This window comes from Sporomusa intestinalis, from assembly GCF_055383785.1.
Map to the genome: position 1 here is coordinate 4,486,086 of NZ_AP042390.1, position 11,499 is coordinate 4,497,584.

Annotated in this window: 12 protein-coding genes; all 12 read right to left on the reverse strand. The window is 54.6% G+C overall.

The features are described 5' to 3' along the window. Window positions 1-56: 56 nt before the first annotated feature. The 12 genes from ACZ481_RS20900 to lpxK all read right to left on the reverse strand — a co-directional run bounded on the left by ACZ481_RS20900 (window position 57) and on the right by lpxK (window position 11,483). On the reverse strand, window positions 57-1,214 hold the full coding sequence (locus ACZ481_RS20900; RefSeq protein ID WP_464767264.1) for an S-layer homology domain-containing protein: 1,158 nt from the start codon (window positions 1,212-1,214) through the stop codon (window positions 57-59). A 398-nt stretch (window positions 1,215-1,612) separates the two neighbouring features. Then, window positions 1,613-2,884, reverse strand: a complete 1,272-nt coding sequence (locus tag ACZ481_RS20905) for a DUF3084 domain-containing protein (RefSeq protein ID WP_464767265.1) — start codon at window positions 2,882-2,884, stop codon at window positions 1,613-1,615. Window positions 2,885-2,920: 36 nt separating this feature from the next. Then, complete coding sequence (locus ACZ481_RS20910; RefSeq protein WP_464767266.1) at window positions 2,921-4,009, reverse strand: LptF/LptG family permease; 1,089 nt, start codon at window positions 4,007-4,009, stop codon at window positions 2,921-2,923. A gap of 10 nt (window positions 4,010-4,019) precedes the next feature. After that, entirely contained in the window at window positions 4,020-4,739 is a 720-nt protein-coding gene (gene lptB / locus ACZ481_RS20915) for an LPS export ABC transporter ATP-binding protein (RefSeq protein WP_464767267.1), read from the reverse strand. 43 nt (window positions 4,740-4,782) lie between these two features. After that, window positions 4,783-5,523 carry an LptA/OstA family protein gene (locus ACZ481_RS20920; protein ID WP_464767268.1) on the reverse strand — a complete coding sequence of 247 codons (741 nt, stop codon included), beginning with the start codon at window positions 5,521-5,523 and terminating at the stop codon, window positions 4,783-4,785. Beyond that, window positions 5,520-6,074: an LPS export ABC transporter periplasmic protein LptC gene (lptC, locus tag ACZ481_RS20925; protein WP_464767269.1), complete on the reverse strand. Its 555-nt coding sequence runs from the start codon at window positions 6,072-6,074 to the stop codon at window positions 5,520-5,522. Before lptC ends, ACZ481_RS20920 begins: the two co-directional genes overlap by 4 nt. Beyond that, a complete protein-coding gene (locus ACZ481_RS20930; RefSeq protein WP_464767270.1) occupies window positions 6,074-6,955 on the reverse strand; it encodes a lysophospholipid acyltransferase family protein in 882 nt (293 codons plus the stop codon). Before ACZ481_RS20930 ends, lptC begins: the two co-directional genes overlap by 1 nt. Window positions 6,956-7,185: 230 nt before the next feature. Next, on the reverse strand, window positions 7,186-7,731 hold the full coding sequence (locus tag ACZ481_RS20935) for a KdsC family phosphatase (RefSeq protein WP_464767271.1): 546 nt from the start codon (window positions 7,729-7,731) through the stop codon (window positions 7,186-7,188). Further along, a complete protein-coding gene (locus ACZ481_RS20940; RefSeq protein WP_464767272.1) occupies window positions 7,731-8,705 on the reverse strand; it encodes a KpsF/GutQ family sugar-phosphate isomerase in 975 nt (324 codons plus the stop codon). The genes ACZ481_RS20935 and ACZ481_RS20940 overlap by 1 nt, the downstream gene beginning before the upstream one ends. A 25-nt stretch (window positions 8,706-8,730) precedes the next feature. Further along, window positions 8,731-9,555, reverse strand: a complete 825-nt coding sequence (kdsA, locus tag ACZ481_RS20945) for a 3-deoxy-8-phosphooctulonate synthase (protein ID WP_464767273.1) — start codon at window positions 9,553-9,555, stop codon at window positions 8,731-8,733. Between the two features lie 14 nt (window positions 9,556-9,569). Next, window positions 9,570-10,313: a 3-deoxy-manno-octulosonate cytidylyltransferase gene (kdsB, locus tag ACZ481_RS20950; RefSeq protein ID WP_464767274.1), complete on the reverse strand. Its 744-nt coding sequence runs from the start codon at window positions 10,311-10,313 to the stop codon at window positions 9,570-9,572. 15 nt (window positions 10,314-10,328) lie between these two features. Continuing rightward, the gene (gene lpxK / locus ACZ481_RS20955) at window positions 10,329-11,483 is read right to left on the reverse strand and encodes a tetraacyldisaccharide 4'-kinase (RefSeq protein WP_464767275.1); all 1,155 of its coding nucleotides are present in this window, start codon (window positions 11,481-11,483) and stop codon (window positions 10,329-10,331) included. Between the last annotated feature and the right edge of the window lie 16 nt (window positions 11,484-11,499).

Below are 11,499 nucleotides of genomic sequence, written 5' to 3' on the forward strand. Positions count from 1 at the left end.
ACCCCGGTCAAAACAAAAAGGACGCCCGCAGGCGTCCTTTTGTTGCGGAATGCTTATTAGAATTTAACGTTGATGGCAGCCTGGGTACGGGCGCCGCCGCTAAGTTCTGTACCGTTTTGATCTTCGAAGTCCTGGTATTTCAGGTTCAGAGTGGTGTTTTTAGCAAGGGCGCGGTCATAGCGTACTTCCAGACCTTTGTAGCCGTTGCTTTCGTTTTTCAGGTTCTGAATATCATTGTGGATATTGGCGAACGGAGAGTTCGCACCGGCTTCTACGTCACGATACAGGGCAGTCAGGCCAAGCTTGTTGAATTTCAGGCCATAAGCAGCTGCATCGGCATCGATGGAGCCATTATCAAAGTTGTAGAATTCGCCAAGAGCAGTTACGCTGTTGGTCAGTTTGATACCTACATTGGCGCCATATACATCGGTTTCATTGTTTGTGCCGTCATCGTAGTTGGCATAGTCGGCAGTAACGGTAGCAGCACCCAGTTTCATGCCATATTCGGCACCATAGATCTTAGTGCTGTCTTTGAGGTTACCGGCATAAGCCTTCAGGTTGCCGGCTTGGGCAGCGATACCGGTCATAGCCGAGTCGTGGAGGAAGCCGTTGCCAAGCACCAGATCCTGGCGGCCAATAGTATTGGTCAGGCCAAGCGCATCAAAGGTTACGTTGGCAGTGTCCAGCTTAACGCCGTCGCCGTTGGAGAAGTCGGCATCATAGTTCAGATTGCCGCTGGTCATGCGGGCATTGAACTTCAGGTCGTTGTTGATTTTGCCGTCAAAGCTTACCCGGGCGCGGAAGTCAGTGTTATCGAAGTCGTCGCTGACGCCATAACGGACACGGGCGTCACCGGAGATTTTCACCATGTTGTCGACTTTTTTATCCAGGGCTTCCACTTTAATGCCCATTTCAGTCAGCTCAGTGGCAAATTCTTTGGACAGCTGGTCAACGATCTCTTTTTGGTCGTTGTTCAGGTTTTTCTGCATGGCCGAAGCCACCATGGATGCCATTTCGTAACGGGAAACGGTTTTGTCGCCTTTAAAGGTGCCGTCTTCGTAGCCTGTGATTACGCCGGCTTGGGCCAGCTTGCCGACAGCATCATAAGCCCAGTGTTTTGCCGGTACATCGGAAAACGGGTTGGCAAATGCCGGTACGGCAAATGCTACGGTCAGCGCAGTGGTAACTGCTGCTTTCAGAAGTCTCTTGTTCATTCGAAAATCCCCCTTGAAATGTTATATTTACATGTGCGGGTGTCGCCACCGACATACCAGGAGGTCTACCCGTTCAGGGGGGAGGGGTTCGAATGAGTATCCACGTTTCCTCAATCTGTCCTTCCTCTCTGCAGGGCTTATTCATGATATGCACCTGCCGCATTCCGCAGGTTTTATGTTAACATAATTTCGACACAGTTGCAATAAATCCTTCTGCTGAACTCCATGTAGTTTTTGGTAAAACTCTTGTAATATAAGCTTTGGTTAGATATGGCAACTGCATCTTGAAGCAGTTATGTACTTTACATAACTAAACTTCATATTGCCTATATTCTGCACAAAAAAAAAGAATCCTGCCTGATAGGCAGGATTCGTGACAGGTATATTGTGTCAATTTTCTAGAAGGCGCTTTTTATCCGGATCTCGATTTGCAGCGGCCCCACCGTATAGGTGTCGGCTTTCGCCTCGGCCGTTAACTCGATTTTGCCATTGTACCGTTTGACCCGGTTCACAACCTCAAAGAGCTGGGATCCGCTCATGCTGCCCACAGTGCCCTGGATCGGGTCAGGCAGAATGCCCTCGGTGACAGCCGCGGCATTTACCTTTTGCAAAAAGAGCATAACCGCTTCCTCGGCCTGCTGGGCATTGGCCGGGGCATTGATCACCTCGCTGTAAACACTCTCGCCTTTATTATATACCAAATGGTTCGGATACAGCTCAATCCGGCCGATAACCGGTTCGCCGTATACCGTATTGCCCACAGTGGAAATACGGACAATAACCTGCTGGTTGGTGTCGGCAATCAGGGCTGCCGCCTGGTCAAACTCCGAGCGGGCAATCCACAGCACCTCCAGCTTTTGCTCAGCCATGTCCAGTTTATCCAGGATCTGCAGATTAGCCCGGTACACAGCCGCCCCCAGGGCGGCCGTGGTCTCGGCCAGCGGCTTGCCGCCATCAATGACTGCGGTGGATAATACCTCGCCGGTCCTAAAGACCACCGTCCCTTCCCGGACACTCTGCAAACCGTTTTTCAGGCTTACGGTCAATTCATTCAACCGGTCCACATCGCTTTGCAAGGCAGTCTGTGCCGCCGTTAACTCGCCCAGTTTGGTGTTGAGACCGGCAATCCGGCTGTCCAGTTCTGTTTTTGTGGCCTGCAGCTTTTTAATATCCCCCTGATATTTGACCAGGTTTTTCTGGGCCAGGGCATAATTGGACTGCAGCTGGGTCAGGGCCGCTGCCGCCTTATCGCGCTCGGCCGTTACCGCATCCAGCTCGGCCATACTCTGGGCCAGGCGGGCGGCATTATCTTGCACCTTGGCCGTGATGGCCACATATTCGGCTGTTTTGGTTTCCAGCTCAGCCCGGCTGCGTTCCAGTTCGGTTGATTTTAAATCCACTTCGCCGGTCAGGGACACCAGTTCGGCTTTAAGCTCTTCCATGCCAAACAGCGCGGTACGGACATCCCAGGATACGGCGGCCATAAACCCCAGGGTAATCGCTGAGATGAGAATCCCTGTAACTATGGTTACAATGATGGAAGTGTGCTTGGGTCTGAGACCAAAGATACTGAGTTTCCTTTTTCCGACTTTTGTACCTAGTTTGTCACCAATATACGCGATGGCGCCGCCCATAACCGCAATTATGGCAATAAGCACTATACCGTACATGGCTATCCCTCCTCTCGCCAACAAATGAAACGCAGCTTAGCGTGATGCTTTATAGATTAAATAGATGCCGGCCACTGTCCCGATAATGTTCGGGATCCAGGCCGCAACCAGCGGTGGGATGGCCCCGCCCTGGCCCAGCGCCGTGGAAACTGTCAGTACGGCATAATACATGAAAATAATGATAATGCTCAGGCCCAGGCCGATGGAAGAGCTGGACCGGTTGGGCGACAGGCCCAGGGGGGTGCCGATCATGGCAAAGACAAAGCTGGCCATGGGAATAGCGACCCGCTGATAAAGCTCGACCTCATAGCTGCCGGTGCTGGCATATTCCTTTTTTAGCACTTCAATATGCTGTTTAAGCTCTGCCATCGACATTTCGTCAGATTTTTTTTGTTCCCGCCCGATTTCAACAGGATCTTTCGTAATCGGCATGATCTGCTCGGTAAACCGTAAGGTGCGGGTAACGCGGCCTTCTGCCGACAGGTCGGTGATCGTACCGTTGTACATAATCCAGCGGTCGGCTGCCCAGATCGCGCTTTCGGCATTCTCAATCCGGACCAGCTGGCCGTCCTCAAATTCCTGTACCGACACCTTGCTCAGGGTATTGGTATCGGCCATAAAGCTCTGGGCATAGGTTAACCGCTCAATCTGCCCGCCCTTAACATCCTTGACAATGATGTGCTCCTGCGATTTGGGCCGGGTATTTTTCTCAATCTCATAGCGCACAATGTTACTATAGCCGGCATTGGCCGCCGGCACAACCTTTTCATTCAGGACAACAGCGGCCATGCTGACCACAAAGGCGATGATCATAACCGGCACAGCCAGCCGGTAAAAACTGAGTCCCCCTGACCGCATGGCCGTGATCTCGCTGGAACCGGACAAGCGGCCGAAGGCCAGCAAGGCCGCCAGCAGCATGGACATGGGGAAGGTTAAGACGATAATCGGCGGCAGACTGTAGAAAAACAGCTTGGTTACGGAAAGGATCGAGGCACCGTATTTAGTTATATATTGAGCAATTTTAAATAGGGTGCTGGTACCGATAAATACACTGGAAAATGCGGCGATCCCGAAAAAGAATGGCCCCAGCAGCTCTTTTAGAATATATTTGTCAAGTATACGCATGCAATTCTCCTTACAAGCTGAAGTTGTGGCCAAGATAATACTTTTTCGCAACCTCACTGTTGGCAATGGTCTCACTGTCGCCGTCAATCAGGATTTGTCCTTCGTTGAGAATATAGGCTTTATCGACAATGCTCAGGGTTTCCCGGACATTATGGTCGGTAATCAGCACCCCGATGCCCCGTTCTTTCAGATAACTGATAATGGCCTGAATGTCGGCCACGGCAATCGGGTCGACACCGGCAAACGGCTCATCGAGCAGAATAAACGCCGGATCGGTGGCCAGCGCCCGGGCAATCTCCACCCGGCGCCGCTCGCCGCCTGACAGCTCCGAGCCCAGGCGTTGGCGAACGTGTTCAACATGAAACTCGGCCAGCAGGCTTTCCCTTTTGGCCACCGCTTCCTCCCGGGTGAGCTTGGTTGTTTCCAGAATTGCCATCAGGTTGTCCTCCACCGACAGCTTGCGGAAAATAGAAGCCTCCTGCGGCAAATAGCCGATCCCGTAGCGGGAGCGCTGGTACATCGGCATATGGGTAATTTCCTCGCCATTTATAAAAATCTGACCGCTGCTGGGGCGCTCCAGGCCGACTATCATATAAAAAGTAGTGGTTTTGCCGGCCCCGTTAGCTCCCAGCAGGCCAACGATTTGCCCCTGCTCGACCCGCAGGCTGACCCCGTTGACTACATTGCGGGTTTTAAAGGTTTTTACCAGATCGCGGGTTTCGATATACATGCTTGCAACATCCTCGCTACTATCTAAGAGTTTGCTCCGTCCGTTACTGCGGGGTTATGACCAGTTTGGTACGGCCCTGGGCGCCCATCGCCTTTTCATCCAGGCGCAGGGTCAGGGTTTCCCCGGTCAGAATATTGCCATCCTGGATGGCACGGGCATTGCCGCTCAGAATTACTTTACTCTGTCCTTGCGGGTCGCCATAATAGGTTGCTATATCGGCGGTGGCATCAAGCTTGCGCGTCGGGCTGACAATATGGACAGAGCCGGTGCCAACCGCCCTCTTCTCCGCGATGAAGGCTTCAATTTTATTAGCAGTCATGGTGCCGTCAGGCATCTCGATTTTAGCATTCGCCGGGACCAGGGCATATTGCGTTGTGGTAACATATTCAATCCGCGGGCCTGTAAGCCGTTGGTCGCCTTTTGTCAGCACCGCCTCCCCCCAGGCAACCAATTGGGTATTGCGGTTGTAGGTTTTGACCTCGGCCGCCGTCAGGGTGGCATCCTCGCTGACGGCCTGTACACCGCCGGTAAGATGCCCCTCCTGACTCTTGGTATTGTACTGGGCCCGGTCCCCGGTCATTACCGCCTGGCCCTGCGTAATCCGGACACCGCCGGTTGCCGTCATCAGGCCGCTGGCGGCGTCATATTCGATGGTCTCAGCCGCAATCTCCACCGGGGTGTTGGCCGGCGGCGCCGCCAGGGCACTCAGGCTGCCTGTATTGACCAGCAGCGCCAGGGTCATAGCCATAGCCGCCGGCCATAAAATCAGTGTTAGTTTTTTCATTCTGTCTTCCCTCCTGTGAGTACCCTGGCCTTACCGAGCACTTTAACTTTTTCCAGCGTGGCGTCTGTCAGGAGCTTATCGCCGGTAATCACCGTATCACCGCGGATCAGGGTGACACCGCCGGTACCGGTAAACAGCTTGGGTTCCCCGCTCCAGCTGGCGGCCGGCGCGGTAAATACGGCGCCGTCACTGGCAGTGGCCCGGATATCGCCCTCCAGGGAGATATCTCTGGTCTTGGCATCAAGTACGGCCCGTCTGGCAATGATCTCCAGCTTTTCCCCGTTTTCCTGATAAAACACGCCTTTCAGGTTGTATAAATAGACGACTTTGCCGTCAGGTTCCGCTTCAATGGTATCGGCACTCAGTTCCCATAACCGCTTGCCATCCTGTTCCTCAATGATGGAACTGCCGGCAAAGGTTAGATTCGCAGCCGGCTGCGCCGGTGTCTGGGGATCGGCGGTCTGCTCGCCGTCCGGTCCCGCCAGCAGATAATAGAGCCCTCCGGCCAGGATCGCAACAACACAAATAATAATCAGATAGTTTTTTTTCATCAAGGCGATTTCACCTCAGTATTCCAGCGCTTTTTAAACCACAACCATTCATCAGGGTAGGTTCTGACCGCTGCTTCAATGATTTTGGTCAGGCGTTTTGTCAGGTTATATAGATCGGCATCGGGATTGCCGGTATCTTCATAGTAAACGGGCGGCTGCAGCAGGATCCGGTGCGTCCCGTCCGCGTTCCGGACAATAAAGCCGGGCACCACCGGGGCCTTAAACTTGCGGGCAAAGACGGCCGGCCCCAGATGGGTTGCGGCCGGCTTCCCCAAAAAATCGACAAATACGCCGTCCCGGCCGGCATCCTGATCACCAAAAAATGCCAGCAGTTTGCCTTTTTTTAGCGCTTTGGCCGCGCCGATGATTTCGCCGGTGCCGCTGGCAAACAGTTCAATGCCAAACAGCTGCCGGTGTTCATTGAGGATACGGGTATGCTGGTCGTTGGGCTGGTTTTTCACAATGTCGGCCACCGGGAACCCGGCCAGGGCCAGGGCGGCGCCGAACCATTCCCAGTTGCCCAGATGGCCGGTCAGAAAAACAACGCCTTTTTGCCCGGCCAGGGCCGATTCCAGATAGTGGCGGTTCTCAAAGGTCACATAATTGTTGATATTCGCCTGATTCAAAACAGGCATTTGGAGTACTTCCAGAAATGTCTGGGTTAACTTGATAAAGGAGCTTCTGATGATGGCTTCCGCCGCCGGCTCAGTCAGGCCGAGACGCTCGCGAATCTGCCTGAGGGCCCGGCGCCGCTGCTTGCCGGCCAGCCGGTAATAAAGGCGGCCCAGCCAGCGGCCGGCAGTAAGCAGGACCCAGTGCGGCAGCAGGCAGACCAAACGGCTGGCCCCTTTCCAAATATGATATTGCCACTCCGGCGGCATATCCCCGGCAGGTTCTAAACGCCCATCTGTGCGATGCTGTTACAACAAACTAATGCCGACCAACTCTACAAAAATAGTCTCATAGGCGACGGTGTTGTTGTCAGTCCGGGCGTTCCCTCCGACGTACTTCCCAGTACGACTACGTTCACGTCCTCCTTCCGCCTAGCAGCTGAACATTTATAACCAGCCTCCACCTCCTGCCACTTTGAATTTACGTTAACATTAATTGTTTATTGGTTTATAGTGAATCGTTCCGGTTTCATATACTGCTGAATCAGGTTGTCCCACAGGCCCCGGGCTTTCAGGATATGCTCGATTACCTCACGCACAGCGCCGTTGCCGCCGTGCCGGCCGGTAATATATTTCGCCGCTGCCCTGACCTCCGGCACCGCATTGCCAACCGCACAGGGCAGACCGACCTGGACCATGACCGGCAGGTCGTTGATATCGTCGCCCACATAGGCAATTTCCTCTAACGCCAGACCGTGTTTGGTAACAAGTTCCTGCAGGGCGGTGACTTTATCCACAGCCCCCTGGTACACATCGCCGATTTTTAGTTCGGCGCCGCGCCGGCGCACCATTTCACTCTCGCGGCCGGTAATGATGGCGGTTTTAAGCCCGGCTTTGTGGGCCAGCGAGATACCGAGGCCGTCCTGGGCGTAAAATTCCTTGACGGTTTCGCCCTCGGCGCCAAAGATAATATGACCGCTGGTCAAAACGCCGTCTACATCAAAAATCAGCAATTTGACTTTTTTGGCCCAGGCTACACTATCCATTATACCACTCCTTGACGCAATAAGTCAGTAAGGTGAATAATACCAATCGCCCGAAACTGACTGTCAACTACTGGCAGCAGGGTAATGGGCCGGGGCTGGTTTTTCTCCATGATATTCAGCGCATGGCCGGCCAGCTTGTCTTTGGCGATGGTTCGCGGTTGTCTGGTCATCAGCTCGCCTACCGGCTTATCGAGAAATTCGTGGCCTTTTTCCAGACTGCGGCGGATGTCGCCGTCAGTCAGCAGTCCCACCAGCTGCATAGTGGCCAGCGACTCGACCACCAGCACTGCTCCCAGACCTTTGGCCGTAATGGCAAATAAAGCTTCTTTCACGGTTTTGTCCGGCGTTACCACCGGCAGTTCCTCGCCGCCGCGCATGACGTTCTCCACCGTCAGCAGCAGCTTGCGGCCCAACGCCCCGCCCGGATGGAACAGGGCAAATTCTTCGGGCGTAAAATTACGGGCCGACAGCAGCGCCACGGCCAGGGCGTCGCCCATGGCCAGCGCGGCGGTGGTGCTGGCCGTAGGGGCCAGCCCCAGCGGGCAGGCCTCTTTTTCCACCGCCACATTCAGAAAGGCATCGGCATTTTGCACAAGGGTGCATTGTTTCCGGCCGGTCATGGCAATAATGGCGGCGCCAATCCTCTTAATGGCCGGCAGGATACTGATCAGTTCGCTGGTTTCCCCACTGTTGGAGATGGCTAACACAATATCGTCGGCAGTAACCATGCCGAGATCACCGTGGATGCCCTCGGCCGGATGAAGAAAAAAGGCCGGCGTTCCGGTGCTGGCCAGGGTTGCTGCTATTTTTTTGCCAATAAGCCCCGATTTTCCCATGCCGGTGACAACGACCCGGCCGGAGCAATGCAAAATCATATTCATGGCAATGACAAACTGATCATTAATACGGGGAATTAAGGCCCGGATCGCCTCCGCTTCAAGCTCTAGGCAGGCCCGTGCTTGTTCAATAGGCATACTACACCCTCCTTGCAGGTTCATGCTATTTATGCTTGCTGACCACACTGTCGATTGCCAGTACATCGGTCAGCAGTTCTTCCAGTTTATCCACATACAGCATATTACAGGCATCCGATTTGCCCTCAGGCGGGTTGTCATGGACTTCCATAAACAGCATGTCAATGCCGGCAGCAGCGGCCGCTCTTGTCAGATAGGGAACAAATTCCCGCTGGCCGCCGGAGCTGGTGCCGGCTCCCCCGGGCAGCTGCACACTGTGGGTGGCATCAAATACCACCGGATACCCCAGGGACCGCATAATCGGCAGCCCCCGGAAATCGACCACCAGATTATTATAGCCAAAGGTGGCCCCCCGCTCGGTCAGCAGGATCTTCTGATTGCCGGCCTCCTCCAGCTTGGCAACGACATTTTTCATGTCCAGCGGCGCCAGAAACTGGCCTTTTTTCACATTGACAACCCGGCCGGTGCGGGCGGCCTGGTAAACCAGGTCGGTCTGCCGGCAGAGAAAAGCAGGAATCTGCAGAATATCCAGCACCTCGGCCGCTTCGTCAATCTGGGTTACACAATGGATATCGCTGACCACCGGCACACCCAGTTCTTTCTTAATATGAGCCAGGATACGCAGACCTTCCTTCAGGCCCGGCCCGCGGAAGGAGTTGTACGCCGACCGGTTGGCCTTATCATAGGAGGCTTTAAAGATATAGGGGATGTTCAGCCGGTCGGTAATTACCTTGATGGCCCGGCCAATTTTCAGGGTCCGTTCCGGCTCTTCGATGACACAGGGGCCGGCAATCAGGGCAATGGGCTGCCCGGCGCCGACGGTAATGTCTTGAATCTGTACTGTATGCATAACATGGCCTCCTTTTATTGTGAGTGATTGCGGAAATAGGCATTAACCCGCTCCAGTTCCTCCGGGGTGTCAACACCGATGGATTTAAAATCGGTCTTCAGCACTTTTATTTTATAGCCATGCTCCAGCGCCCGCAGCTGTTCCAGCGACTCGCTCAGTTCCAGCGGCGTTGGCGGCAAAGCGGCATAGCGCAGGAGGAAGTCACGGCGGTAGGCGTAAATGCCGATATGCTTATATACAGGCAGCGGCCCGCCGGGCAGTTTGTTATTCCGGGGAAAGGGAATCAGGGACCGGGAAAAGTAGAGGGCATAGCCGTCCAGGCTGGCCACAACCTTGACCGCGCTGGGCAGATTGTATTCCTCCTGGTCCATTTCGGTCATGAGAGTAGCCATGGCCAGCCCGGGGCTGTCGTCAAAGGCAGCAGCCAGCAGATCAATAACCTCCGGTTTAATCAGCGGCTCATCGCCCTGCACATTGATGATGACATCTACCGCCGGATAGTGGGCGGCGACCTCAGCCAGGCGGTCGGTGCCGGTGGGATGACTGGCGGCGGTCATGAGTACCTCGCCGCCAAAGCCGGCAACCGCGTTATAAACCAGCTCATGGTCGGTCGCCACCAGGACCGTTGCCGGTCGCCGCGCCTGCTTCGCCCGCTCGTATACATGCTGGATCATCGGCTTGCCGGCAATCATGGCCAGCGGTTTTCCCGGCAGCCGGGTTGACGAATAGCGGGCCGGGATTACACAGAGAAACTTCATGGACAATACCCCCTGTCAGGAACCATGGCTGGTCACCTGTTTTATCAGTTCCATGAGTTCGGCCTGCCCGTCATGAAACCTGACTTCTATTGACAATACATAGACCGGCAGCGGCCGTTCGGAGTGAATAAACTCGGAAGGGATTTTAACGGCGTCTTTATCGGTGGTAATCAGGGCCCGGGCGCTGTTGTCCACCGCCTTCTGCATAATGGCCTGCATCTCGGCCATGGTGTAGTCGTGATGGTCGGGAAATTGCACAGACCCGACAATATCGCCGCCCAGATCGACAATCGTCTTTTCAAAAGACGACGGATTGCCGATGGCCGAGAAAGGCAGCACCGGCTGCCCCTGAATCTTGTCCAGCGGCACTGTCTCCGGCCGTATTCCCTTGTACCATTCTTCAATCTCGATAAAACACTGGGGGGTATGGGTGCTTTCCACAACCAGCGCCTGATCGTTATAGCGGGCTAACGTGCCCTTAATCGTCTCCCGGGCGTTATCGGCCGCCTGGTCAACCTTGGTTAAGAGAAAAGCATGGGCCCGGTTCAGGTTTTGGAGCGGTTCCCGCAGCGTGCCCCGGGGCAGCAGAAAATTGTTGCCGAATACATTCAGGCTGTCAATCAGCACAATATCCAGATCCCGCTGCAGCTGCCAGTGCTGATAGGCATCATCCATGATGATTACCTCCGCCTGGAGTTGATTGACCGCATAACTGCCGGTAATATAGCGGTTGCGGCCAATAATAACCGGCACCCCCGGCAGGCTTTTGGCCAGCAGATAGGCCTCATCGCCGGCTTCCGTCACCGTCATGTAGATCTTGCTGCCGTCCGATACGACCCCCACCTCGCCCTTCCAGCCGGAACGATACCCGCGGTTAAGAATGGCCACTTTATAGCCCATATCCCGGATAATCGCCGCCAGGCGCTGGGCGGTCGGGGTTTTGCCGGTGCCGCCGACAGTAATATTGCCCAGGCTGATTACCTTGCAGGGCAGTTTGTTGCAGGATAAGACGCCTAACCGGTACATGCCCAGTTTGATTGTGACTCCAAGGCCATAAAGGAGCGACATGCCGCGGAGCAGGCCAAGAAGCACGGCTGCCAGCAGGCCGCTTTTTTCGCCATGCACTAATTTATATAGATATACCTGTAGCGCTTCACGCTGATGCATCATATGGTGTTCCGCCTTT

Excerpts from the sequence above, each read along its gene's own strand:
- ACZ481_RS20905 (WP_464767265.1), bottom strand. The coding sequence starts at position 2,884 with ATGTACGGTATAGTGCTTATTGCCATAATTGCGGTTATGGGCGGCGCC.
- ACZ481_RS20935 (WP_464767271.1), bottom strand. The coding sequence starts at position 7,731 with ATGGATAGTGTAGCCTGGGCCAAAAAAGTCAAATTGCTGATTTTTGAT.
- lptB (WP_464767267.1), bottom strand. The coding sequence starts at position 4,739 with ATGTATATCGAAACCCGCGATCTGGTAAAAACCTTTAAAACCCGCAAT.
- ACZ481_RS20930 (WP_464767270.1), bottom strand. The coding sequence starts at position 6,955 with ATGCCGCCGGAGTGGCAATATCATATTTGGAAAGGGGCCAGCCGTTTG.
- lptC (WP_464767269.1), bottom strand. The coding sequence starts at position 6,074 with ATGAAAAAAAACTATCTGATTATTATTTGTGTTGTTGCGATCCTGGCC.
- ACZ481_RS20940 (WP_464767272.1), bottom strand. The coding sequence starts at position 8,705 with ATGCCTATTGAACAAGCACGGGCCTGCCTAGAGCTTGAAGCGGAGGCG.
- ACZ481_RS20920 (WP_464767268.1), bottom strand. The coding sequence starts at position 5,523 with ATGAAAAAACTAACACTGATTTTATGGCCGGCGGCTATGGCTATGACC.
- kdsB (WP_464767274.1), bottom strand. The coding sequence starts at position 10,313 with ATGAAGTTTCTCTGTGTAATCCCGGCCCGCTATTCGTCAACCCGGCTG.
- kdsA (WP_464767273.1), bottom strand. The coding sequence starts at position 9,555 with ATGCATACAGTACAGATTCAAGACATTACCGTCGGCGCCGGGCAGCCC.
- ACZ481_RS20910 (WP_464767266.1), bottom strand. The coding sequence starts at position 4,009 with ATGCGTATACTTGACAAATATATTCTAAAAGAGCTGCTGGGGCCATTC.
- lpxK (WP_464767275.1), bottom strand. The coding sequence starts at position 11,483 with ATGATGCATCAGCGTGAAGCGCTACAGGTATATCTATATAAATTAGTG.
- ACZ481_RS20900 (WP_464767264.1), bottom strand. The coding sequence starts at position 1,214 with ATGAACAAGAGACTTCTGAAAGCAGCAGTTACCACTGCGCTGACCGTA.